Here is a 24,071-nt window from a genome sequence, read left to right as displayed (position 1 = left end):
GTCAGTCCCCCTCGCCCGGGGCGGCGGCCAGGCCCGGCCCCAGCGGGCTGCACCCGCACGGCCGTCCGTGCGCCCAGGCGTCCAGGGCCTGTTGGCGGATACCGCCTCGGCTCGCCAGCTCCTCCAGCAGGGCTGGGGGCATCGGCGCCCCTGGGCGGGTGGCCTCCCAGATCTGCGCCTCAAGCATCGGGCCGGCGACGTCGGCGACGCGCAGGTCGAGCGGGACCGAGGCCGCGGTGCCGGGTGTGGTCGAGGGGTTCTTGGCGTCCATCGGGTAGGTGGGGGTGACAGCGGTGTACGGCGTCGGGTCCGGGTGGGCGGTGAACATGTCGTAGGGGACGGCGGCGTACTGCGTGTAGGAGGACAGCGGTGCGATGCCGAGGATGAGCTCGATGGTGTGCAGCACCGAGGCCTGGGAGACGTGCAGCGAGGACAGGGCACCCGGCCGGACCCACGGGGACGCGGCCAGCAGGATGTTGCGGTGCCCGTCACGGTGGTCCAGCCCGTCCTGGCTGTCGTCCTCGACGACGAAGACTGCAGTGTCCTTCCACTGCGGGGTGTGGGACAGGTAGTCGATGAGGTTGCCGACGGCCAGGTCGTTGGTGGCCACGTGCGCCTGCGGGGTCTTCTTGCCCGCCTCGGTGCCGTCGGTGTGGTCGTTGCCCAGCACGGCGTACATGAACTGCGGCAGCCGGTCGGCGGCCACCAGCGGGGCGAGCTCCTTCTCGATGTCCTGCTCCTTGGCCGTGTCCGGCACCGAGGTCAGTGACAGGTTGGCACCCAGGGTGTTGGAGAAGCTCGCCGCTGACTGCCCGTCGTGGACCCCTCCGGGGGTGGCGCAGCGGGCGCCGGGTGCCGGCCGGACGGTCGGCGCCTGGGAGGTGGCCAGGCCGACCATCTCACCGAAGTTGTGGAAGCTCTTGCCCTGGGCGGCCAGCTGTTGGAACACCGACCCGCACCGGGGGTAGACGATCGGGGCGGTCGGGTCGTACGGGTGGTTGCGGTTGGAGTAGTAGTGCAGGTAGCTCTTCTCGGTGTAGTCGCTGGAGACCCCCTCGGCGGTCCAGTGGTGACCCTGGATGCTCGCTTCGCCGTCGCTGTAGAAGTTCTGCGAGAGCCCGAACCGGTCGGCCAACCGGTGGGCGTTCGGGGTGAGGGTGCGCCCTTGGGCGTCCTTGGCGCCGAATTCGGTGTAGGCGGGCTGGACGTCCGCGCCGGGGCGGTGCAGGTCACCGAAGACCTGGTCGAAGGTGCGGTTCTCCCGGACCACAAGCATCACGTGCTTGATCGGGCTGTGGCCGGCGTGCGCGGCGTCCGGGATCGGGGAGTCCGCCGGGCGCTGGGCGTTGGCTTGGGTGGGGTACAGCAGGTCGGCGCGCGCCCGCGTGGTCCAGTCCGCCAGCTGAGGGGTGCTTGGACGCGGCACAGCCGTGAGCAGCCCGTGCCGCTTGTTGACGATGTACTGCTGCTTGTCCGTGATCGGTGCCCCACCCAGCCCCTTCGCGGCCGCGGTGAGCACCTGCCCGTCGCGGAGCACGGACACGGCGGTCGGGTAGGCGCCGGTAGGGATCGCGCCGCGGGGCACCAGCCGCGCCGGGTCCGGGGACGAGTGGCGGTGCGAGGGGTCCTCCAGGACCGCGGTGGCGTTGTCCCCTGCCAGGCCCACGTAGACACGACCCGAGTGGTCATCGACGGCCACCGCGTCCGGGGTCGAGCCATTCGCCTCCCCGGGCACCAGGTGGGTGGACAGCTGCCGCTCGACCCGAGGAACCGCGGCGGTGGCGTCCAGCACCGAGATGGAGTCGTCATTGGCGTTGGCGACGTACAGGTGACGACCGGTGCCGTCCAAGGCCAGCGCCACCGGGTGGTCACCCACCGGGGCGAGCCCGCGCACCGCCCCGGTGCGGGTGTCCACCGCCGCGACCGCGTTGAGCCCCTGCGCGGCGACGTAGGCCGTGCCACCTCCCGGGCTGACCGCAACAGCTTCCGGGTAGGCGCCGCCGGGCTGCCCCGGGCCTCCCAGCGTGGTCTCCCACTTCAGCGCACCGTGGGTGGTGGACAACGCCGCCAATGTGGAGCCCTGCTCGTTGGCCACGAGCACCGCGGAGCCGTCCGGCGTCAGGGCCAGCCCTCGGCTGTAGGCCGCGGCGTCGCCAGCGATGGGGGCACTGCTGGGGATGCCGCCGTTGCGGGTCCCGACCACGGTCGGCGCGCCGGCCCGCGCCGAGCTCTTCCAGCGGTGCAGCAGGTGCAGCCGATCTCCGGTGACGGCGTAGTCGTAGACCTGGTCGTTGCCTCCGCCTGTGGCGAACAGATGCCGGCCGTCGCGGCTGAACGTCAGGCCGGACTCGTAGAACGTGGGCTTGCCCGGCTCGTGGTCGCGCACCGTCTGCACCACGTCACCGGTGCGGGTGTCGACCACCTGCAGCGCCTCGTCCCCCTGCTCCGGCGCCCCCTCGCCCTGGCCGCTGTTGGCCACGACCACGACCCGGCCGTCCGGGGAGGCCGCCGAAGCTACGGGAAAGTCCCCCAGCGTGGTGCGCCGGCCGACCGGCTGCACCAGGCGACCGCTGACCAGGGAGGCACCCTCGGCGTACTGTCCGGTCGGGCTGTACGGGCTCACATGTGGCAGCCCATTCCCGGCGGCCCTGGCCTGCACGGCAACCAGTCCCCCGCCCCCGACTGCCAGCACCATCGCCGCAACCGCTGCGCGCCCCGACGTCCGTCGCCCCATCGTCGCACCTTCCGGAGAACCGCGTCCGATTTGTCGGACTCTGCTGACGCAGGATGGCGCCTCCCGATGAACGCCGAGTGACAGGAGGGCCGACATCCCGCCCGGCGCTGTTGGTTTCGGTCACACAGGCCTACGGGGTCCGGACAACGGGTGACCCCCCGAGGCCTGACCGACCCGAGCCTGGGCGGCGTTGGCGTGAAGGAGGAGTCCAACAACAGGCAACGCAAACGCCCCGCCGCCGGGAGGGCGAGCGGGGCGCTTGTGTCGGGCGCTTGAGACGCTCCCCGACATGGGGAGTGTCTCAGGCGGTTCCCCGAATCAACCCAAGGCCGGGTGTCCACGGACCGACTCAGGAGTGACGAATCCATTCACGGGCTCGACGGGCAGGTGGGCGCATGATCATCTGGACCGGGCATCGGGCAGCCACCAGCTGCGCTCGAGGAACTCATGCAGAGGGAGGCGGGTCCTGGCGGACCCGCCTCCCTGCGTTCGACCCTGCGGCCTGACCAAAGGGAGTCAGCCAGCCCGTGTGGAGTCGCTATCTCCCGGTCAGGATCACTGGCCGTCTGAGCTGGGGATGTAACCGCCGGGAACCTGCGACGGGGTGTAGATCTTCGGGTCGCCGGGGTACGGGGTGGCCCAGTTGTGTGCCTGGTACCAGGTGAACCGGTTCATCAGCTCGGGGCTCGCGGTGTCCGGCGCCGGGTTGCTGCCATTGAAGCCCTGCTTCTTGCGCCACGCCTCCCACTGCGCTGCGACCGCCTTCTCCGACGGCGGCACTGCCGTGGCGCTGGGCTGTGCCGCGGCGGGGCCGGCACCCGAGGGGGTGTCCTGGCCGCACGTCGGCGGGGGCGTCACCTGCTCGGTGAGCGGGATCTGGTTCGGCACCGCGGTGAACGGCCTGAGGTCGGGCTTGGACTGGAAGGCGTCGTACATGGGCGTGGCCGCGGCGACCTTCTGGTTGAGCGGCTGGGCACCGAGGATCTGCTCGATGGTACGGACCATGTTGATCTGCGAGTAGTACCGGTCGACCACCTTGCCGTGGACGGCCCAGGGGCTGATCACCTGGATCGGGGCACGGTGGCCGTCGACGTGGTCGGCGCCGTCCTGGCTGTCGTCCTCGACCACGAAGATTGCCGAGTCCTTCCAGTACTTGCTGTGCGAGATCTCGTCGACGACCTGGCCTACGGCGAGGTCTCCGTCGGCCACCTGGGCCCGTGCGTCCGGCGCACCACCCGTGTGGTCGCTGGAGAGCCAGAGCATGTTGAAGTTCGCGGGGCCCTCCTTCTCGAAGTGCTGCTTCCAGACCTGGAAGCGGTAGATGTCGGGGACGTTGACGTCGAACTTCGGGTAGTCGTGCGCCGTGATCGCGTTGAGTGACGGGATCGGCGACTCGGTGTCGGACTTGACCGACGGGTCGGTCAAGGCGCTCGGGTCACCACCCGCCGCCACCTGCTTGGCGGTGCAGTAGTACTTCTGCCACGTCGCACCTGCGGGCTTGGTGAGGAACTGGGTGAACTCGCCGTAGTTGCGGGCGCTCTTGCCTGCCGCCTGGGCAGCGGTCCAGATGAACCCCGAGCGCTGGTGCCCGAGGGCGTCGTCCTCGGTGTCGTAGCTGCGGAGGTACTCACCGGCGGAGGACTCGGTGTACTCCGGGTTGTCGCCCTGCATGATCCAGTTGTGACCCTCGGCCGAGTTCGTGCCGATGTCGTAGGTGTTGTCGTAAAGGCCGAACTGCTTGGCCAGCGCGTGCTGATTCGGCGTGACCTGCTTGCCGAACTGCACGAGTGAGGGGTCGCCGTTGCCGCGTGCGTCGTCGCCGTAGACCTGGTCGTAGGTGCGGTTCTCCTTGACGATCATGAAGACGTGCTTGATCGTCGACGGGTCGCCGACCCGGGTCGGCACGGCCACCGGAGCGGCCTTGTTGCCCTCGGCCTGCTTGACATCGTGGTGACCCCAGGCGTTCTGCGCGAACACCGTCGAGGTGTACCGCGCGGTCTCCTTGTCACTGGGGAGCGCGAAGCTGGTCAGTGACGCGGTCGTGCTGTGGGTGTCGTGCCCGCTGACGACCGGGACGCCGTACCCCTTGTTGGTCGTGATGGCCGGCCCCCGCGCGTCGATGCCGCGGGTGTTGGTGACGACCACGCGCGAGCCGACCGTCGCGATCGCGGCCGGGTAGTAGTCGGTCGGCAGCAGGCCGACATAGCTGACGGGCGCCTGGGGGGTTCCGTCGTACTTGTAGACGGCGACCGCGTTCGCGCGACCGAGGGAGACCAGGAGGTGTCCGTCCTTGGTCAGCGCGATCCCGGTCGGCGCGTAGCCCACGCGGGACTCGGGCCACGGCTGCGTCGCAATCGTCTGCACGACGGCGTCCTTGGTCGTGTCGACCACGGAAACGGTGTCGCTGTTGGTGTTCGCCACGAACAGGGCCTTGCCGGCGGCATACATCGCCGTGGGGTGCAGCCCGACGGGGATCGATGCGACGGCTGCGGACGGGGAAGCGGTGTCGATGACGCTCAGCGTGCCCGTCGTCGTGGCCGCGTGTACCGGGTCGGCGGGGACGTTGGTGCCGTAGGAGTTGATGGTGGGCTCGCCAGGCTTGGCCTGCCGGCCACCCTCGTTGCTCACGTAGAGCTTGCTGCCGACGAAGGTGAGGTGCCGCGGCGCGATGCCGACGGGCCAGGTGCGCTTGACCGCACCCGTCGCCGGGTCCAGGGCTGCCACGGCGTTCTGCCCGTTGAGCGCGACATAGAGCGTCGAGCCGTCCGGCGAGAACGCCGTCGCGCCGGGCAGCGCCGAAGCCGCCCCGACCTTGGCCAGCGGGACGCGCGTGGCGGTGCCGAGCGTGCCGTCGGGGTTGACCGGGAAGCGCGTCAGCGCGTCCTGCTGGGCCAGCCACAGGAACTTGCCGTCGGGCGAGTAGGTCGGGCCTTCCTGTCCGACGCTGCCGTCGGAGAGGGTCTGGTCCACGCCGGCCGCCTTGCCGACGCGGTAGATCAGCTTGTTGGTCGCCAGGTCGAAGACCTGCAGGACCACGCCCTTGTCGGCGCTGCTCGCGGCAAGGAAGCGGCCGTCGGAGCTGACGGTCGACCCCATGAACTTGCCGTACTCGGTCATGACTCGGCTGCCGAGGGGCTTGATGACCTGGTTGTCCGAGACCTGCAGCCCGTTGGCGTACTCGGTGCCGACGGTGTGGTTGCCGAAGACGTCGGTCGCGGCAGAGGCGATGCCGCCGCAGGCGATGGTGAGGACCGCGGTGCCGGCCAGGGCGATGCGGAGCCGTCGGTTGGTGCGGCCATGCTCAGGCGCGGATCCTGAGCTGTGTCGTCGTTGACGAGCGACCTGCATGATCATCCTTTCGAGGAACTGCGTGAGGACAGGTCAAGAAGTCCGTCGACCTGCCACAGGGGGTTTGCTGCGTCCCCGTTCGGGGTCCGCACCGTGAAGTAGCCGTTCACCTCCTTGGGCCCGTCACCGTCGGCGACGTAGCGGCCGTCTGCCGCGACGTCGACCTGGTAGAGCGCCGTTCCCACGGCGACGGCTCCGGGGATTTGCCACGACACGGCACAGCGCCAGTCGTTGCCTGGCCCCTCGTCGTCGCCTGCTGATCCGGCCCGGTGGCAGGACGCACTGGCCCCGAGCTGCTTCTCGGGGATCTCCGTGCGATGGAGCTCGCGGGACTGCAGGCGGTAGAGGTGCGCGAAGGAGGTCGCCAGGGACCGCTCGACCTTGCCCTTGTCGATGCCGGAGCCGATCGCGGGCATCGCCACGGCGACCCCGGCGATGCTCACAGCCGCGAGGGCAACCACCGGGAGCGCGGCGACCAGCACGGTCCGTGGAGCGGACCCGTCGGAGGCGAGGTCGGTGAAGTCACGGCGGACGAAGATCACGTACGCCAAAGTCGTTGCCACGATGGTCCAGGCGAGGCTGACCATCAGGCCGATCAACAAGGGCTGACTCTCCGCCGGACCGGTGAACAGTCCGCGCCAGGCCACGAAGCCCTGGCTCGGCAGGGCGAGACGCACGGCAGCCGGCATCGGCAGCAGCTGGGCCGCCTGGAGCAGGAAGGCCAGGAGCGCCGGCATCAGCAGGCCCATCGGCGAGCGGCCCAGGACGACCGAGCCGAGGAGACCGACCGCCGCGAACGCGAGCGAGGTGAGCGCGACGCAGGCCCAGCTGAGCAGCACCAGCCGCGCGCTCTGGCCCGTGCCGATAAGGCGGCCGTCGAGCCCGACGAGCTCGCGGTCGCCGACGACGGCGATGCCCCCGCCGATGCTCGAGGCGGCCAGTCCCAGCTGCATCAGGAGGATCACGACGCTGCTCGCCAGCGCCTTCGCGACGAAGATGCGTCGCGGTGAGCGGACCGCCATGACGAGGTGCCGCCAGGTCCCCAGCCGGTCCTCCGCCGCGAACACGTCGCCCGCCACGAGGGAGGTGAGCAGCGGCAGCACCCAGCTGCAGGCGAAGGACAGCAGCACCAGGGATCCCGCCCAGCCGGTCGCGAACATCCAGCGACCGAAGACCGTGTCGCTCGGCAGCGAGCTCTGTCCGCTGGCGGCCACGATGAACGCAGCGGGCGCGACCCAGCAGGCCCCCAGGACGATGCGGATGCGCCACTGGGCGAACAGCTTGGACAGCTCGAAGAGAACGCTGGGGACGAGGCCGGCCGGTCGGGCCTCCAGTGGGGCGGCCGGAAGGGCGGGGGCGGGTCGTTCCACGGTTGTCGTGCTCACGGCGCTCCTACCTCGGCGAGGGCGCCCTCGGCGCCAGTGAGCGTGAGAAAGGCGGCCTCCAGCGGAGGCACCAACGGGCCGAGCTCGCGGACCGCCACGCCGGCGCCCACGAGGCGTACGACGAGGTCGTCAACCGCGCTGACCTGACCGCGCGCGACCACGGCCCCCTCGTCAGGTCTGGACGGGTGGCGATCCGGCACCAGGTCCAGCCCCGGGGTCTCGGCCACGACCCGGCGGGCGGTGGCTGCGTCAGACGTCAGCACCCGGTAGGCGAGCCGGCCGCTCTCGGCGGCGAGCTTGCCCACCGACCCGGAGAAGACCACCCTGCCGCGGGCCAGGAGCGTGACCTCGGAGCAGAGCGCGGCGAGGTCGTCCATCTGATGGCTCGAGATCACCACGGCTGCGCCCTGTGCGGCGAGGCCCTCCAGAACCCGGTGGACGTGACGCCTGGCCACCGGGTCGAGGCCGTTCGACGGTTCGTCGAGCACCAGCAGCCGGGGCTTGGTCAGCAGGGCGGCTGCCAGGCCCAGTCGCTGGCGCATGCCGAGCGAGAAGCCGCGGACGCGATCGCCGGCGACGTCGACGAGACCGACCTGCTCCAGAGCCTCGTCGACCTCGCTGCCCTGATCGATTCCGCGGCCGCGCAGCCTGGCGACCGCTGCGAGGTTCTGCCGGGCCGTCAGCGACGGGTAGAGCCCGGGCCCGTCGACAAAGCCGCCGACACCGTCCGGCACCGCGAGCACCCGGTCGACCGGAGCACCGAGGATCTCCAGGCTGCCCCGGTTGGGGACCGTGAGCCCGAGAAGGACTCCGAGCAGGGTGGTCTTCCCTGCGCCGTTCGGCCCCACGAGCCCGTGGACCTGACCACGGGGCATGTCGAGATCCACGCCGTCGAGGGCGACCACGTCGCCGAAGTACTTGGTGATGCCTCGACACCGAACAGCTGGTGCTCTCTCCATGAGGGCCCTTCCTCGCGACCGCTGGAGAGGCTAGGAAGGCAAGGTGGTCCATCGGCGGCTGGAATCTGAACCCGGAGCGAACGTCACGGACCAGCCTGCCGTCGGTGGACGCCACGCCCTTGTGGACGACCGCGAATGGATCGCTGGCTACGACGCCGTATAGCCCTCGCCGGGGTGCCGTAGGGCCGTCGGAGCGCCTGCGTCGGAGCGGCCGGACTTTTGTGGTTCATCCCGTCCAGGCAGGGGATGATCCCTGGGGGATCTGTGATCTGACCCATCGACGATCCGCTGCACAGCGGTCCGCGCAACAGGTTGAGCCGGCTATCGCGGTCTACCTGTTCATAACGCCGGGCCGGGGCGCGAGTGGAGGTGCACGATGGCGACCCCTCGTGGCCGCGTCTGGGCCGCCGACAGCCATCGCCAGCCGGATCCACCCGGGCACTCCCGGACGGAAGAGAGATCAGCCCCCGCGCTGAGCTCGTGCTCATCCGAAGGTCGATCTGCACTGGGTGGCAGGTGAAGGATTCGAACAGCGTTGCCGTGCTGCTTCGGGTGTATGCCCACGCAGTCGACGGCAAGGTCGGGGCGGCCCAGAGGCGAATCAAAGAAGCCGCCTTGCGCTAGGCCGGTCATTCTCGGGTTCCGTAACTCGCCCCCGGTGCGTGGACCTCGGCACTTGGAGAATCCGAGCGCGGGCCGGACGGGCGGCGGTCAGTCCTGAGCTGCTTCCTGACGGGCATCCCGGTGGGCGCGGGCGGCTGCGGCCAGCTCGCCGTCCGAGGCCGACTCGAGCGTGATCATCGACTTGTCGGCCAGGGGCAGGGCTCGGAGGATCTCGTCCAACTTCCGTTGGGTCGCCGCCTGTTCCCGGGCCTGGGTGTGCTGGATGACGAAAACCATGGCCAAGGTGAATGCGGCCACCATCGTCTGAAACACCGCCTCGAGCCTCGTCGGGAACTCAAAGCGGGCGGAGAAAGCCACCCACAACACGTCGAGGCCGATGACCATGGCGGCCAGCGATGGTCGAGACGCCAGCCAAGCCAGGGCGTGCAGAACTCTTGAGGCCGGGTGACGGGACCAGGAAGGGCGCAGCCTGAGTGAGCGCATGCCGAGATGCTCGCTGCCGTATTTGAGAGCAGCCTGAGGGCCGCCAGCACCCGGCCAGCCAGCGCCGATTACTCGGTCGAGGTTCGAATGTGCGCAAGCTCGAAGCGGTGTTCGGTGTCGTGCGCGACGAGTGCGCTGGCACCTACCGAAGCCATAGCAAGGAGGAGGATCACGGCGACGACCCGGCGGCTCGCCGGTCGCGGCGGGGCGAGGAGTGCCCGGGTGCGTTCACCGATGGAGCTGTCCACAGCGGCGAGGGCAGACCCGGTCTCTCGAGCGCGGGTCAGGCTGTTCAGACGCGCGAGCCCCGCCCGGGCCAGGGCGCGAGCCGCCAGCCTGCGGTCGTCGACCTCCGATGCGGCGGCCTCGTCGGCCCAGCGTTCGACGCTGAAGGCGACGGCGCCAGAGACCGGCCGGAGCAGCGGGTTGGCGGCCGCGGCCAGGTTCGCGGCCGCGACATACAGGTGGTGATGGTGGCGAAGGTGCGCCTCCTCGTGCGCGAGCAGCACCTTCCGTTCTGGCGCGGGCAGTGCGCGCAGCATGCCCGTGGAGACCACGATCCGGCCGGTGAAGCCCGGCAGGGCGTAGGCGTCGGCGACGTCGTCCTCGCGCACGACCAGACCGGAGGCCGACCCGTGGAGGCGCCGGCAGGTCGTTGCCGCGGCCACCAGGTCGCGGCAGTGGTGCAGCGCGCTGCGGGCCGCTGCGTAGACCAGCACGATCACGACGGCACCGGAGAGCAGACCGACCCCGACGGGGACGGGGTCGCCTGAGGCAACCACGCCGATCGACCACTGCGCGGCTGCGGCCACGATCGGGATGCGCGCGACGGTCAGTAGGCCCGCGACCGAGAGGGTGAAGCCCAGGCTGAGGGCGGTCAGCAGCGCGGTGACGGCCAGGAGCGTGGCCGCCGTCGGTGGTGGCAGCCGGCGACTGACCCACGGGGCAGCCACCCGCAGCGCGAGGCTGGCGAGCAGCGGCACCAGGAGGGCGGCGCGCACGGCTAGCCGTCCACCTCGGCGTCGGTGGCGCGCAGCAGCTCGGTGAGCAGCTGTTCGTCCTCGGGGTTCAGGTCGGCCACGAAGTGGGCCAAGACCCCGGCCCGGTCGGTGCCGGCGTCGAGCACGCGGCGCATCCGGTGGGCCGCCAGGCTGGCCTCGACCTGCTCCGGGTCACCCACGAACCGGTACGCGTAGGCCCGGCCCACCTGCTCGCGGGCCAGCACCCCCTTGCCGTGCAGGCGGGTCAGCGTGGTCATGACGGTGGTGTAGGCCAGCTCGGAGCCCAGGTCGGCGTGGACCTCCCCGGCGGTCATCGGGCGCCCGGCGGCCGCCAACGCCGCGAGCACCTCACGCTCCAGCCCGCCCCGGGGTCGTCCCGGCAGAGTCGCCACAGCAGATCCCATCTACTACATTGGTGGTAGTACGACGGTCTTCGTCGTTGCACCATGGTGCCGTACGACCGCCCGCCGACGAAAGGCTGACCAGATGGGCCACCTGCACGCCGCCGCGGCGACGCTCAACCCACTCGACCCGCACAGCCTGCTGGCCGGGCTGGGCGCCCTCGGGGTCTTCCTCGTCCTCTTCGCTGAGACGGGGCTGCTCATCGGCTTCTTCCTGCCCGGCGACTCCCTGCTGTTCACGGCCGGGCTGCTGTGCACCACCGGGGCCGGGTCCGCGGTTCACCTGTCCCTGGGTTCGGTGGTCCTGGCCGCGATCGCCGGCGCCCTGCTGGGGGCCCAGACCGGCTACCTGATCGGGGTCAAGGCCGGCCCGGCCCTGCTCGACCGGCCGGACCGGCCGCGCATGCAGGCGGCGGTGCAGCGGGCCCGGCACGCCCTGGACCGGTACGGCACCGGCAAGGCGATCGTGCTGGCACGCTTCATCCCCCTCGTGCGCACGGTCCTGAACCCCCTGGCCGGGACCGTCGGCGTACCGGCCCGGTCGTTCACCCTGTGGCAGGCCGGCGGGGGCATCGTCTGGGCCGCCGGGGTGACCCTGGCCGGGTACGCCCTGGGGTCCCAGATCCCGAGCATCGACCACTACCTGCTGCCGATCATCGCCCTGGTCGTGCTCCTCTCCCTGATCCCCGTCGGCGTCGAGGTGCTCCGTTCGCGCCGCACCGACGCCGACGTGCCCGCCGACGTGAAGGACCTGACGTGAACGCTTTGTCCCAGCTGAACGACCAGATCTTCCTGGCCATCAACGGCTTCGCCCGGCACACCCCCTGGCTCCACGCGCCGCTTCAGGCCTATGCCAAGTACGGCGTTGCCCTGTTCGGGCTGCTCCTGATCATCGCCCTGCTCAAGGTCCGCCGCGGCCCGACCCGGCTGCTCGCCGCGGCGGGCTGGGCCCCGGCGGCCGTGCTGCTGGCCCTGGCCATCAATCAGCCCTTGGGCCACCTGTTCGCCGAGCAGCGGCCTTACGCCACCCACCACGGGATCCTGGTGCTGGCCCAACGCACGAGCGACTTCTCCTTCCCCTCCGACCACGCCACCATGGCCGGGGCCACCGCCATGGGACTCCTGCTCATCTCCCGGCGCCTGGGCTGGACAGCGGTCGTCGCAGCCGCGCTCATGGCGTTCGCCCGGGTCTACATCGCCGCCCACTACCCGTGGGACGTCCTGGCCGGCCTCGTCCTCGGAGCCGTGGTCGCGTTCGGTGGCTGGCTCCTGCTGCACGCACCGCTGACCGCCCTCAGCGCCTGGCTGCGGTCCAAGCCCGGCGTCAACGCGGTGTTCGCGCCGACGGCGGAACCGGGCGAGGCTGCCGCGGCGTGAGTCGGCTGCTCGACCAGATCCTCAGCGCCCCCACAGCGGTCGTGCTGACCGTAGTCGGCCTGCTCGTCTTCGCCGAGGACGCCCTCTTCATCGGCTTCGTCCTCCCGGGCGAGACCGCCGCCATCCTCGGCGGCGTCGCAGCCAACCGCGGCCACGTCCCCCTCATCGCCGTCATCGACGTGGTCGTCGCAGCGGCCATCCTCGGCGACACGGTCGGCTACGAGGTCGGCCGCCACTTCGGCGGCCGGGTCATCGGTGCGTCGTTCCTGGACAAGCGACGGGACCGCATCGACGCCGCGCAGACGTTCCTGGCCGAACGCGGTGGCTGGGCCGTGTTCCTCGGCCGGTGGATCGCCTTCTTCCGCGCCGTCATGCCCGCCCTGGCCGGCACCTCTCGCATGCCGTACCTGAAGTTCCTCAGCTTCAACGCCGCCGGCGGCCTCCTCTGGGGCACCGCCGTGGTCACCGCCGGCTACCTGGCCGGATCCTCCTACTCGCTCATCGAGAAGGTCGTCGGACGTGACGCCGCCTTCGTTGCCCTCGGCGTGGCCCTGATCGTGCTGGTCGTCTGGCGGGTCAGGCGGCACCGGGCCGAGAGGACGACGCGACACGACTGACGGGCCACCCTCGGGCGAGGACAGGCGGGTTGCCAGGGAAGTGCGCCACGCGCTGCACCGATGACATTCACGGAGCGGCGGCTCGACCCCCACCGCGGCCACCATTGGTCTCGCCGTGGCGGAGGCGTGAGGCCCAGTCCACCCGAGCCAAGGCAACCAGACCTGCGAGCATGGCGACCTCGAACAGCGTGCCCCACGGGGAGGTCAGTGAGGACAGCAGGAGCTGCCCCGCGTTGGTGTGGTTGAACGCCTTGGCCCCGCCGAGGTAGAGCGAGTAGCTGACGACCCGACCGGCGAAGAAGGCGACGGTCAGCGGGATGAGCGCGACGTTGAGCAAACCGGCGGCCTCGAACAGCTGCGCCGACGGCAGCGGCGAGATGGCAAAGACAGCCAACCCCGCCAACGAGCGTTTGCGGCGCGCCAGTACCAGCTCTCCGGCAGCCTTGAGGTTCGCCTGTTGCCGCTGCGGTAGATGCCCACCCAGGCGCCGGGTCCCCCACGCCAGCACCAGCCGGCCGCAAGCTGCGGCGACGGCACCCACGGCCACCAGCACGGCGACCGTCAGTCCCCCGTGCAGATACCAAAGCACCAGCACCGCCCACGTGGGGGGCCCGAACGCCGGCAACAGGTTGACCGCGAAAACTGAGAACGCCACCAACAGGTAGGCATCGACCCGGTCCACGATCCCTCCCAACCCTTGTGGTCCAGTCTGCCCGGCCCGAGGGTGCCCGCGGCGCGGCAAAGGTCCGCCTCTGCCGAACAGTGCTGCCGCCATGGGCAGCTCGATCTGACAGGTTGGACCGGTGAACTCCGATCGGCAGGCTCCGCGAACTGCGTCCCGCGGCTGGTTGACGCACAACCTCAAGGTGCTCTCCGGGGTGTCCCTGCTGCAGGACGCCGCGAGCGAGCTCCTCTACCCGGTCCTGCCGATCTTCCTCACCGTCACCTTCGGGGGGCGCCGCCGGCGGTCGTGGGGGTCTCGGCAACGCCCCGCTGGGCTGCGCCGACGATTGCTCCCAGGGCCAGGACGGCGCACCAGCGCTTCGGGTCGGCAAGGTAAGGCGTCAACGGTTGCTCACGCGAGGTTCCCTGCGTGGGCAGTCTTCAGCTGACGTTGACCGAGGCGTCATCGAGGACAAAGGACGTCTGCTGGGTGGAGTCCTCGGCCCCGGTGAACTTGAGCGTGACGTTCTGACCGGCGTAGCTCGCAAGGTTGAACGAGTGGAGGCTGTAGCCGGTGTTCGCGTTGAGGTTGGAGTAGGTGTACAGGTTCGCCAGCACGGCCCCGGAGCTGTCGAGCAGCTGCAGCTTCAGGGTGTCGTACTTCGTGGTGGTCGTCGTCTCCGCGGTGTCGATGTGCATGTAGAAGTTGAACTTGTAGCTCGTGCACCCGGTGGGCAGGGCCACCGACTGGGACAGCGTGTCGGTGTGCGTGGCGCCGTAGCCGTCGAGCCAGGCCTTCCAGCTGCCGGTGCGCGCAGGCTCGGTGCTGCTGTTGCTGACCACGCCGGAGGTCGCGGCCCACGGGGCGGCCGTGCCGGTCTCGAAGCCGGGGTTGCCCAGCAGCTGCCCGGACGTGCAGCTGGAGGGGGTGGCGCTGGCCTCGGTGCTCTGCGGGCCCTCGCCGATCGAGTTCACGGCGCTGACCTTGTAGTAGTAGACTTGGCCGTTGGTCAGCCCGGTGTCGGTGCACGAGGTCACTGCTCCCAGGCCGCTGCAGCCGCCACTGGTGAGCAGCGTCTCCCCGCCGCTGCTCGTGCCGCGGTAGACGCGGTAGGAGGTGATGTTCACGCCGCCGTTGCTCGAGGGTGGCGTCCAGCTCAGGGAGACCTGTCCGCTGCTGGCGGTCCCGGCCAGGCCGGTGGGCGCCCCGGGCGGGGCGCCGGCGATGGGTGAGGCCGTGACCGAGACGCTCGAGGTGGCGGTCTTGGCCGGTGAGGCGCTGTCGGTGACCGTAAGGGTGGCCGTGTAGGTGCCGGCGTTGTTGTAGGTGTGGCTGGGGTTCTGCGCGCTGCTGGTCGCCGAGCCGTCGCCGAAGTTCCAGCTGTAGGAGTAGGGCGGGGTGCCACCAGTGCCCGTACCCGTGAAGGCGACGGTCAGCGGCACCTGTCCGGAGGTCGGCGTCGCGGACGCGCTGGCGGTCAGCGGGTTGCCGACCGCGCTCACGTTGATGGTGACGTTGGAGGTCGACGTGGCCGCGGGCGAGGCACTGTCGGTCACCGTGAGCGTCGCCGTGTAGGTGCCGGCCGCAGAATAGGTGTGGGTCGGGTTCTGCGCGGTGCTGGTCGCCGAGCCGTCGCCGAAGTTCCAGCTGTACGAGTAGGGGGCGGTGCCGCCGGTGGCCGCCCCGGTGAACGACACCGCCAGGGGGGCGTTGCCGGTGGTGGGCGACCCGGTCGCGGTGGCCGTCAGGGGCGAGTGGCCCTGCACCCAGAAGTCCTCCAGCGGGTCGCCGAGGGCGGCCTGGTCCGAGGTCGTCATCGGGAACGTGGATGCCCCGAGGTTGTCGTTCGGGTCGATCACGCCGGCGTGCACGTTCTGCATCACCCGCTCCATGGCGGCGATGACGTTGCTGGTGGTGTAGGCGACGTGGGAGAGGTAGTGCTGCTTGACGTAGGTCGGCGAGCCGATGACCACCAGCGGGACCCGGTAGGTGTTGCTGACGTGGTCCGGGCCGTTGCTGCCGTTCTGGGTGTCGTCCTCGGTGACGATGATCAGGGTGTTGTCCTTGTAGGCCGCGTTCCCCATGAGCGAGTCGACGATCTGCTTGGTCACCGCGTCGTTCTTGGGGATGTCCTGGTAGGTGCCCGGGTGGTCGTTGAACAGCTCGACGTAGGAGTAGGCCGGCAGGCCGTAGGTGCTCACGTGGCTCAGGAAGTCGTTGCCGATGACCTGGTCGTCATCGTTCTGCGAGCGGCAGGCGTAGTTGTTGTAGTTCAGCTCTTCGGGGATGGTCGTGCCCGGCCGGTTGACCGGCAGGACCTCGAGCTTGCCGGTGCCGGGGTTGCGCCAGTAGCCGCTGCCCGTGGTGAGCATCCAGTAGAAGTCCCCGTTCATCACGAAGGTGAACGGGCTGCTGCCGGTGCCGGAGCCGGTCTGGGACACGCATGGGTCGGTGCCCTCGCCGGCAGGCCCCGTGGTGCCGCTCAGCAGGCGGTCGAACTGCGTCCCGGTGCTGGGGTAGGACTGCTGCTGGGAGCTGGAGGAGGACTGCGCGGAGAAGAGCCACCAGTGGTTCGGCCCGCTGGGCGGCTGCGTGCCGGTGCTGTAGGTGTCGGACAGGGCGTAGGTCTTGGCGAGCGTGTGCAGGTTGGGCACCGAGCTGATGTGGTTGGTGCTCTGCACCGCGCCGTTGCACCCGGCCTGCACGGTGGTCGCGCAGTCGCCGAGGTAGTCATCGAAGGTGTGGTTCTCGCGGTAGAGGATGACGAAGTGGGTGAACGGCGGGAAGTACGGCGCCAGCGGGTTGGTCGCCGCCGCTGGGGCGGCGATCCCCGTGTCAGGGGTAGACGTCCCAGCGTGGCTGGCAAAGCTGTGCGGCTGGCGGAACTTCGCGAACTCCACACCCGGCCGGGCGAACGTGGCCCCCGTGCAGTTGTAGTCGTCCGGCTTGTATGACTGCGGCCGCTGCCCCTGGGGCAGGTCCTTGGCGTCATCCGGGTCAGCCGAGGGGTTCCAGTTCTTCAGCGTGCACGAGCCGGGCCCCGAACCCGGATGGATCCCGGCCGCGGCGGGGCCCCCGCCGGCAAAGGTGGTGGCCGTCAGAACGGCCGCGACGAACCCGACTGCACGTGCCCTGAACCCGATCATGCGGACTCCCCCTGAAGAGCCGAGCCACGAGGTGGTGCGGGTCGACCACCGCGGACGCATCGTCGGCGGACGCGCCGGCGCGCCACAAGACCGCCTGCCAAATCCTGACGAGTTGGTGGTCTGTCGTTCACCTGGCCAGACCGCCACGAGGCCGACCACATGCCGCCCACTGACGGGCCCGCCTTCACCAACCGCCCGACACAGAGATGCCCGCACGTTGGGCGTCGACATCGCGGGTGTGCCAACCTGGCCGATGCTTGGCGCTCGACGGGGAGCAGGGCCACGTCGTCGTTGATCTGGGTCCGATCTCCTCAGAGGCATCGGGCGTCGGTCAGGACAGCACAGGTGCCGTCCGGGGAGTTCAGGGCGGCCTGGAACTTACGGGACGTCCTTGTCGATCATGTGGTCAGCGGTGAGCAGGGCCCAGACGGTCTTGCCCTTCCCGCCGCAGAGCATGACGCCCCATTCGGTCCTCAGGGCGTCGATCATTCGTAGGCCTCGGCCATCGGTGGCGTGGGGGTCCTTGGCCCACCGTGGCATGACCGAAGAACCGTCGGTCACGCTCAGGTGCAGCCTCTGCTTGCCTGAGGTCGAGATTCGGACGGTGAAGTCGGTGCCGGCGTGGATCACTGCGTTCGTAGCCAGCTCGCTGAGCACCCCCTTCGCCCAGCGGGCGACTCCGGGGAGGCACCCTCGGAGACGCCTCCACGAAGGAATCGCCGAGACAGAGCCTGCGCATCCCCGCGCCATTGCGCAGCGCGTCGACGGCGGCGTGCCCATCATCTCGGCCGGCCTGCTGCTCCGGGCAGGGCCGCTCGGAAGGCGTGCGGGGCCGGTCCAACTCGCCGGATGTGACCCGCGCACTGGCAGGCTGCGGTAGAAACGCCAGGAGGATTCGCCGCCGGGCGAGCGGAACGGAGTGGGGGCCATGGGCAGGTTCGAGCGCGTGTTTCAGGTCGAGCGGCCGGGCGGCGCCATGGAGGTCCACGACCTCTCACGCCAGGCTTCGGATGGCGACGCGGACCGTCCGCTGGTCCTTGCCCTCCATGGCCTCACCGGCAACGGGTTGTGCTGGGCGGGCGTGGCCCAAGAGCTCTCCGCGCGCCTGGGGACCGCGACCCCGCGTGTCCTGGCGCCAGACCTTCGCGGCCGAGCCGGAAGCGCGGGGTTGACCGGCGGATGGGGCCTGGACCATCACGTGCAGGACGTGCTCGCGGTCGCGGACCACGTGGGCGCCAAGACATTCACGCTGCTCGGCTGGTCGATGGGTGCCGTCGTCGCCGCCCTCGCCGCCTCCCGCCGTCCCGACCGTGTGCGCTCGGCGGTCCTGGTGGACGGCGGAGTCCTGCCCCACGGCGTCAGTCCCGAACTGATCCTGCAGATGTTCGTGGGGCCGGCCTTGCAGCGGATCAACACGCGCTTCGCGGACTTCTCCTCCTATCTGACGTACTGGCTGGATCAGCCCGACGTGCGACCGCTGGCGGCCGACCCGGTTGGCCGCACGGTCCTCGAGGAGCACCTCCGTCATGACCTGATGCGCGACGGCCAGGCGTGGGTCAGCTCCTGCATCTCAGAGGCCGTGATGTCCGACGGGCGGGACACCGCCACCCTGGCGGAGTCGGACTTCCGTGATGCTGCCGCGGACGCGGCGCGAGCCGGGGTCGCGGTGGAGCTTCTCTGGGCCGACTCGCTGGACCTCCCCGGAGTGCACGACCTGTACGACCGGGGGCGGCTGGCCAGCCAGGCGCTGCCGCCGACGATGCGCGTCACCCGCGTTCCAGGGACCACGCACTGCTCCATTGCCCTTGGTTCGGCGGGAATCGGGCACGTCAGTGACGCACTGAAGCGCGCCCTGGCCATGTCAAAGGCCTGACGCTTCACGGTTGTCGGCGGCCCGACCACGACGCTGCTCCTGCAACAGCCGCTACCCGACCCCTGACACCTCTGCCTGCAGTGGCGCCTGAGTGACGAAGCGATGACGACATCTGCCATTGCGCCTCCTTGGCCCTGACCGCCCTTGCAGCGGCATCGCTGTGAAGAGGAAGCCCTGCTGGGCGTTCCCGGCCCTGCTGATCACAAGGGTGGAGACCCGCCGAGCGGTGGGGACTAGTTCGAGACCGGACGAAGGGAGCACCCCTTTGGCTTGGGCCGGCCGCGCCGTCTCCACCTTCGCCGTCTCAGCAGTGCCAGGCGTCAGCCGAGTGATGCTCCTGATCCTGGGTCTGCCGCTCGGTCGCGTCCGGTTGGTCGCCGTCCTCGGTATCACCTGCCCCGGAGGTCTCCGTGTCACGCGGCTCTGCCGTCTCGATGTGGAAGCCCTGGCCGCACCCTTTCCCAATCTCTGCGGGCTCCGACACGGCGCACACCCGCTCAGGACCGGCCGAGTCGGTTGGTCCTGTGCGGCGATTGCGCTCCCCGCTGGGGCTCCACACCAGTGGTCGGCGTCAACCAGACGCCGACCAAGGAGTGCCCGTGTTCCGCCCCTCAGCCACCGCGACCGCCCGATCGCAGAACTCGCCCCGCACCCCGATTGCGGCCAGCCGTGCAACCTCGCGACGGTCGATGTTCGGGTGCGCCACCCGGCTGGCCCTGGCACCGCAGATCTACCGGCGCATGTGGCTACCGGCCGACCCGGCCGGTCTGGTTCCTCTGCGTCGGCTGCCGCTGCCGGGGCCACGGCGCGAGCAGCAGGGGCGCGGCGGTGCGACCGCCCTGGCGGTGACCATCCGGTTCCTTATCCGCTGCCCGCTGCTGCAGATGTGCGCCTCGCTGTTCCCGGTGCAGACCACCGGGCGTCCCACACCGCCGGCGCGGTACTGGTTCTTCTACGGCGCCCTGGCCCGGGAGCTGGGGTCCTTCGAGGCCGCCGACCAGGAGGTCTTGGCCCACTACGAGTTGATCCGTGAGGAGTTCGCCGCCCAAGGGGTCAAGCTGCCGGCGGCCAAGCCGGGCACCACCAACCCGGTCCCGGGCTACCACGCGTTCAACCGGTGGCGTCAGGACAAGTTCTACGACCGGTTTGGTGACCTCCGCGGCGTGCACCGCGACGCGACGCTGACGCTGGCCGCCGCGATCCGCGACGCCGAGGCCCGCGCCACCGGGGACCCGTTGAGCCCGTCCCTGGGCGAGGTCCTGTCCGGGGACGCGTCGGTGTTCCAGCCGCCCTCTGACGTCCAGGCCCTCACGTTCAGCAACGAGGACACCCAGGAGCAGTACACAATCTTCCAGGGCAGCCGGGCCAAGAACCCCAAGGGTGCCCGCGTTCACGATCCCGGCGGCCGGTACGGCGACGTCAAGAAGCACGGCCCCAAGGAGGGCTTCTACCACCTGGCCATCTCCACCAAGGGCTACGACAGCTACACCCGCGTCGTGGTCGACGTGGACGTCGCCGAAGCCGGCCAGTCCGAGTCCGACGCCGCCCTGCCGATGCTGGACGCCGCCCTCGCCGCGGCACCCGGCTACTTCCAGGCGGTCGCCTACGACGGCCAGATCTACCCCCGGCACGCCCTTGAGCTACTGCGCCGGCACGGCACCTACGTGGTCAACCACAACGGCGTGAAGGCCAAGACCCATCCCCACGGAGTCGACGGGCAGGCCGGGCTCACCGTCCGCCAGCACGGCCAGTACAAGGACCGGGCGGTGCGCACCCACTTCGCCGCCCTGCCCTCCCAGCACCACCAGCGGGCCGACGGCACCGTCTGCACCCACCACCTGGTCAGCGACGACGGCGCGGTGTACCCCTCCGACCGCCCGGCAGGGGCCGGCACCCCACTCAAGAGCGGAAGGGTCATCGTTCCCGCCGCCCTGCGCCGACACCGCCGCCCCCGGCAGGGATTCGAGGTGGCACTGGACTACTCGATCCCCTGCCAGCACGGTGACCTGACCTACTCGGCGGCCCTGACCGAAACCAAGCCGGACAGCCGCGGGCGGGTCGCCTGGGGCTCGGCCCTGTCGGCCCACCGGGTGATCCCCGAGGCCTGGACCGACCGGTTCCGCGAGGTCTTCGGCGCCCGGAACCAGTCCGAGTCGTTCTTCTCCTGGCTGGAGAAGTGCTACTTCCACAAGGACCGTGCCGCGTCCTGGGGGCGGCAGGCCCAGCAGTGCGACCTGTTCATGGCCGCCCTGCTCCACAACGCCGAGGCCTGGGCCCACTACGCCTACCGGCACGCTCCCGCGCCCGCCTGAGCCGGCCTGTGCGGCGACTGCGCAACCGGGTCGGCGCCGGACGGTGCCCGGGGTCAACGCCCCAACCTGACCCCGGAGCACCCAGCCATGAACCTCCACGCCACCGTCCAGCAGCAGATCCACGCCCTCATCATCCGCACCGACCCCACCACCCCCGACCTGACCGCCGACACACCGTCGAGGCAGTTCGCCCAGGAGCGGCTGCTCGTCCTGTCCCAGTGGGCCCCCGCCGCCCCCGACGACCAGACCCTGGCCACCATGACCGCCACCCTCGACCACTACCTGGAAACCCTCACCGCCGCCGGGTGCCTGGCCCTCGAGGACGCCGACAGCCTCGCGGGGGACTTCCTTCAGGCCGCCCTCACCCTGGACGCTTGGCACCTGCGCAAGAACACCCTCATGGCCGCCTACAACGCACTCCGCCTCCTCGGCGCCTGGCACAACCCGGCCCCCGTCACCGGGTCGCGACCCCCCACGCACCTCGGCGAGGCCGCCCCGGCGCCCAGCGCCAAGCCCGGGCGCAAGACCCCGCGCAACCGCGTCGCCACCAACGACGAAGTCCTCCTGGCCCGGGTGTCCGCCCCGCTGGACTGCACCGGCAGCCTGCACCGCCGCGCCGCCGCCCTGGCCATCGCCTGTGCCGGCGCCGCCACCGGCGAAGGCGCCCAGGTCTGCTGGACCGACCACGGCCCCGGCACCCCGGAGATGCCCGGCACGCTGCGCCTGCCCGGGCGCCACCATCAGGACCCCACCAACGGGTGGCACATCGCCCAGCGCACCGTGGCCCTCGACCCCTGGTCCCAGACCGCCCTGCAGGACTGGCAGGCCGAGGCCAGCGCCGCGGGACGCCCCCTCATCGCGAACTGGTCCGTCGTCTACGACGGCGCCAAGGAACTGACGCACCAGTCCGCCAAGAACAGCTACGACCACCACATCAACCTCACCCTCGAGGTCGCCGACCTTGCCTGGATCCCCGGCCTGACCTCCCTGTCGATCGGCGAGTGGGCCGCCGCCCACGCCGCCCTGCACCACGGCCTCGACGCCGGCGCCGCCGTCATGGGCGTCGACGCCCTCAACTGCCTGCGCAAGCTCACCAAGGCCGACACCCGCGCCTACCACTGACCCATCGCATGCGGCAACTGCCGCGATCCGGCCCCGCGGACCACCCCCACTCGCCAGCCCGGCACCGCCCCTTGACAACTCCACAGCGCAGCGAAGACCCCCACCAATCAAGAACAGCAGGAAGGAGGACAACCATGTCCCCACCGCGTCCACGCACCCAGGGCCTCGAAAGGAGGTGACGGACCAGGCCCCGGGCGCAACCCATCCACCCCAACCGCAGCATCGGAGCCCACGGCCCACCACCGGAAGCAAGGAGGTGACAGACACCTTCCAGGCGCCGCCCCAACCGAGCCCACCACGTGTGGCCCGGCCGCCAGTGGCTCAGCCACTCACGCTTCAGGGTCCCCGCGTAGGCCGGGGACCACCACGCCTGCTCGGGCGGAAGGCGGCATGCGCTGAGGGTGGAGGAACACGAGCACTGAGGCACTCGCGGCGGAATGACGCTCGGCGAGAGTCAGACGAGCCAGCGCGAAGTGATGTCAAACTGGGTCATCCCCAGGTCGAGTCAGCCTCGGGTGCATCATTGGCCGCGTGCACGGAAACCCGACCCAACAAGCCCAGCCGACGCCCGCCGGCCGAGGACCGCATTGCGCCCTTGCTCTGGATGGCGCGCAAACGCCAGTGGCTGCGCCTTCGTGAATCGCGTTGACGTGGTTCGCGCGCTGGCAGGGTTGGGAGTGCCAGTCGAGGTCCTGAAGGACGTTCCCGAGCTCCCGATTGACGCTGAGGGGCTCTTGATCTACGGAAGCAGGGCTCGGGGAGATGCGGTTCCGGTTTCGGACTTGGACCTGTTGGCGATGGTGACCACGTCGCGGCCCAGCGTCAACGTCGGCAACGTGAACGTCAGCTTCTACACGTTGGAGCAGCTCTCGACCGGCGTTGGCACCCTGTTTGGGGCTCACCTCAAGCGCGACGCGAAGCTGCTCTGGGACGAGTACGGCCGTCTTGGCCCTGCGATCGAGGACATGGGCGACGTCGACACAGACCGCCTCCTTGCGCGTGCTCGGAACATGTCCGAACTCTTCGCCAGTCTCGAGGAGGACCTGCCGAAGTACCTTTCCGGCCTCCTGCGGGAGGCGCGGTACCTGCTGCGCAGTTGCCTGTATGCGCAGGCGATCGCGGCCGGCGCCCCCTGCTTCTCGGTGCGCGAGCTCGCTGTCCGGCATGGCGACCCGAACCTGGCGCGCCTTCTCGCGTCCCGGCAGGAGGGCGAGTCGACGGTTGACGAGCTGAACGAGTGCCTGTCGCGGCTGCGCAGCATCATCGGTGAGTTCCCGCGCAGCAGAAACGGCTCTCTCGAGGCGACTGTCGTCAACGAGTGGGGACAACCGAGCGACCTCCTGTCGATGGCCTTCATGGCGCTGGGCATCTCCGGGAAGGGCTCTGACTACGCCGAGGTGGAGAAGATCCTGTTGTGAGTGACGAGACTGCGTTCGTAGGCGACGTCCATGGAAACCTCAACGCCCTCAGAGGACTCATGGACGTACTCGCCACGAGCGGAAGACCGCACATGGTCTTCCTAGGCGACTACATCAACAAGGGCCCACAGTCCGCGGAGGTCATGGAAGAGCTCGTCGCCATCTCGGGTTCCGGGCGCGCCACGCTGCTCGCGGGCAATCACGAGGAGGCCCTGCTGGAGGCGTTCGACAGCCAGGATCTGATGACGTTCCTCAAGATGGGTGGGGCGATGACGATCCGTTCCTACGTGGGCGCGAAGGTGGGACCAGACGTCCTCGGCGATTTCCGAGCAAGCTTTCCGCCCGAACATCTGGATGCGCTCCGGCTCATGCCGCAGACCTGGGAGTCTGACGAGGTGATCGCCCGGCACGTCCCACCAGAAGCGTTCACGCAGAAGTTCCGGATCAGCGCCCATGCCCCCGTTGGGTCAGTGCCCAAGATTGGGCACGACTCCGCGCAGCTGGACACCGGCTGTGGGACCGAGGCCGGACGGCTCACGGCCCTGCTGTGGCCCCGCCTCGACTACATTCAGGTCGACGCCCGGGGCGAAGTCGTGCCCCGTTAGTT

At 70.2% G+C, this 24,071-nt stretch carries 18 protein-coding genes; 8 read left to right on the top strand and 10 right to left on the bottom strand.

Annotated features, from left to right (window positions below):
- Position 1 precedes the first annotated feature (1 nt).
- From FB474_RS01385 to FB474_RS01355, 7 genes are all read right to left on the bottom strand, one after another.
- Complete coding sequence (locus tag FB474_RS01385; RefSeq protein WP_185745989.1) at positions 2-2,623, bottom strand: alkaline phosphatase family protein; 2,622 nt, start codon at positions 2,621-2,623, stop codon at positions 2-4.
- A gap of 666 nt (positions 2,624-3,289) precedes the next feature.
- Positions 3,290-6,082: a bifunctional YncE family protein/alkaline phosphatase family protein gene (locus FB474_RS01380; protein ID WP_141787020.1), complete on the bottom strand. Its 2,793-nt coding sequence runs from the start codon at positions 6,080-6,082 to the stop codon at positions 3,290-3,292.
- A gap of 2 nt (positions 6,083-6,084) precedes the next feature.
- Entirely contained in the window at positions 6,085-7,467 is a 1,383-nt protein-coding gene (locus FB474_RS01375) for an ABC transporter permease (RefSeq protein WP_141787019.1), read from the bottom strand.
- Entirely contained in the window at positions 7,464-8,426 is a 963-nt protein-coding gene (locus FB474_RS01370; RefSeq protein WP_141787018.1) for an ABC transporter ATP-binding protein, read from the bottom strand. Before FB474_RS01370 ends, FB474_RS01375 begins: the two co-directional genes overlap by 4 nt.
- A gap of 711 nt (positions 8,427-9,137) precedes the next feature.
- Positions 9,138-9,533, bottom strand: a complete 396-nt coding sequence (locus FB474_RS01365; protein ID WP_141787017.1) for a low affinity iron permease family protein — start codon at positions 9,531-9,533, stop codon at positions 9,138-9,140.
- A 68-nt stretch (positions 9,534-9,601) separates the two neighbouring features.
- Complete coding sequence (locus FB474_RS01360; protein ID WP_141787016.1) at positions 9,602-10,534, bottom strand: M48 family metalloprotease; 933 nt, start codon at positions 10,532-10,534, stop codon at positions 9,602-9,604.
- A gap of 2 nt (positions 10,535-10,536) precedes the next feature.
- Positions 10,537-10,926 carry a BlaI/MecI/CopY family transcriptional regulator gene (locus FB474_RS01355; protein WP_246091997.1) on the bottom strand — a complete coding sequence of 130 codons (390 nt, stop codon included), beginning with the start codon at positions 10,924-10,926 and terminating at the stop codon, positions 10,537-10,539.
- 94 nt (positions 10,927-11,020) lie between these two features.
- On the opposite strand from FB474_RS01355, the gene FB474_RS01350 reads away from it, so the two are divergent.
- From FB474_RS01350 to FB474_RS01340, 3 genes are read left to right on the top strand one after another with little or no spacing between them, the layout of a single operon-like run.
- The gene (locus FB474_RS01350) at positions 11,021-11,695 is read left to right on the top strand and encodes a DedA family protein (RefSeq protein ID WP_141787014.1); all 675 of its coding nucleotides are present in this window, start codon (positions 11,021-11,023) and stop codon (positions 11,693-11,695) included.
- Positions 11,692-12,312 (top strand): phosphatase PAP2 family protein, encoded by a 621-nt coding sequence (locus FB474_RS01345; RefSeq protein ID WP_221632398.1) that lies wholly within the window; start codon positions 11,692-11,694, stop codon positions 12,310-12,312. Before FB474_RS01350 ends, FB474_RS01345 begins: the two co-directional genes overlap by 4 nt.
- Positions 12,309-12,929, top strand: a complete 621-nt coding sequence (locus FB474_RS01340) for a DedA family protein (protein WP_141787013.1) — start codon at positions 12,309-12,311, stop codon at positions 12,927-12,929. Before FB474_RS01345 ends, FB474_RS01340 begins: the two co-directional genes overlap by 4 nt.
- A gap of 67 nt (positions 12,930-12,996) precedes the next feature.
- Here the strand turns inward: FB474_RS01340 and FB474_RS01335 are convergent, their stop codons facing one another.
- The 3 genes from FB474_RS01335 to FB474_RS01320 all read right to left on the bottom strand — a co-directional run bounded on the left by FB474_RS01335 (position 12,997) and on the right by FB474_RS01320 (position 17,396).
- Positions 12,997-13,611, bottom strand: coding sequence for a hypothetical protein (locus FB474_RS01335; RefSeq protein WP_221632397.1), 615 nt, complete (start codon positions 13,609-13,611; stop codon positions 12,997-12,999).
- 422 nt (positions 13,612-14,033) lie between these two features.
- Positions 14,034-16,739, bottom strand: a complete 2,706-nt coding sequence (locus FB474_RS21305; RefSeq protein WP_281286285.1) for a PKD domain-containing protein — start codon at positions 16,737-16,739, stop codon at positions 14,034-14,036.
- Between the two features lie 378 nt (positions 16,740-17,117).
- The gene (locus tag FB474_RS01320; protein WP_141787011.1) at positions 17,118-17,396 is read right to left on the bottom strand and encodes an ATP-binding protein; all 279 of its coding nucleotides are present in this window, start codon (positions 17,394-17,396) and stop codon (positions 17,118-17,120) included.
- A gap of 271 nt (positions 17,397-17,667) precedes the next feature.
- Here FB474_RS01320 and FB474_RS01315 point away from each other — a divergent pair, with 271 nt between their 5' ends.
- The 5 genes from FB474_RS01315 (at position 17,668) to FB474_RS01295 (ending at position 24,069) form a co-directional block, all read left to right on the top strand.
- Positions 17,668-18,612: an alpha/beta hydrolase gene (locus FB474_RS01315; protein ID WP_141787010.1), complete on the top strand. Its 945-nt coding sequence runs from the start codon at positions 17,668-17,670 to the stop codon at positions 18,610-18,612.
- Positions 18,613-19,211: 599 nt separating this feature from the next.
- Positions 19,212-20,924 (top strand): hypothetical protein, encoded by a 1,713-nt coding sequence (locus FB474_RS01310; RefSeq protein ID WP_141787009.1) that lies wholly within the window; start codon positions 19,212-19,214, stop codon positions 20,922-20,924.
- Between the two features lie 87 nt (positions 20,925-21,011).
- Positions 21,012-22,046, top strand: coding sequence for a hypothetical protein (locus FB474_RS01305; protein ID WP_141787008.1), 1,035 nt, complete (start codon positions 21,012-21,014; stop codon positions 22,044-22,046).
- A gap of 782 nt (positions 22,047-22,828) precedes the next feature.
- The gene (locus tag FB474_RS01300; protein WP_221632396.1) at positions 22,829-23,464 is read left to right on the top strand and encodes a hypothetical protein; all 636 of its coding nucleotides are present in this window, start codon (positions 22,829-22,831) and stop codon (positions 23,462-23,464) included.
- Positions 23,461-24,069 carry a metallophosphoesterase gene (locus FB474_RS01295; RefSeq protein WP_141787006.1) on the top strand — a complete coding sequence of 203 codons (609 nt, stop codon included), beginning with the start codon at positions 23,461-23,463 and terminating at the stop codon, positions 24,067-24,069. Before FB474_RS01300 ends, FB474_RS01295 begins: the two co-directional genes overlap by 4 nt.
- The last annotated feature ends 2 nt before the right edge of the window (positions 24,070-24,071 follow it).

Source organism: Oryzihumus leptocrescens (assembly GCF_006716205.1).
In the GTDB taxonomy this organism is placed as follows: domain Bacteria; phylum Actinomycetota; class Actinomycetes; order Actinomycetales; family Dermatophilaceae; genus Oryzihumus; species Oryzihumus leptocrescens.
Note: the sequence above shows the minus strand (reverse complement) of the source record. Positions and strands in the feature narration are given on the sequence as shown.

Excerpts from the sequence above, each read along its gene's own strand:
- FB474_RS21305 (WP_281286285.1), bottom strand. The coding sequence starts at position 16,739 with ATGATCGGGTTCAGGGCACGTGCAGTCGGGTTCGTCGCGGCCGTTCTG.
- FB474_RS01365 (WP_141787017.1), bottom strand. The coding sequence starts at position 9,533 with ATGCGCTCACTCAGGCTGCGCCCTTCCTGGTCCCGTCACCCGGCCTCA.
- FB474_RS01370 (WP_141787018.1), bottom strand. The coding sequence starts at position 8,426 with ATGGAGAGAGCACCAGCTGTTCGGTGTCGAGGCATCACCAAGTACTTC.
- FB474_RS01305 (WP_141787008.1), top strand. The coding sequence starts at position 21,012 with ATGAACCTCCACGCCACCGTCCAGCAGCAGATCCACGCCCTCATCATC.
- FB474_RS01350 (WP_141787014.1), top strand. The coding sequence starts at position 11,021 with ATGGGCCACCTGCACGCCGCCGCGGCGACGCTCAACCCACTCGACCCG.
- FB474_RS01380 (WP_141787020.1), bottom strand. The coding sequence starts at position 6,082 with ATGCAGGTCGCTCGTCAACGACGACACAGCTCAGGATCCGCGCCTGAG.
- FB474_RS01315 (WP_141787010.1), top strand. The coding sequence starts at position 17,668 with ATGGGCAGGTTCGAGCGCGTGTTTCAGGTCGAGCGGCCGGGCGGCGCC.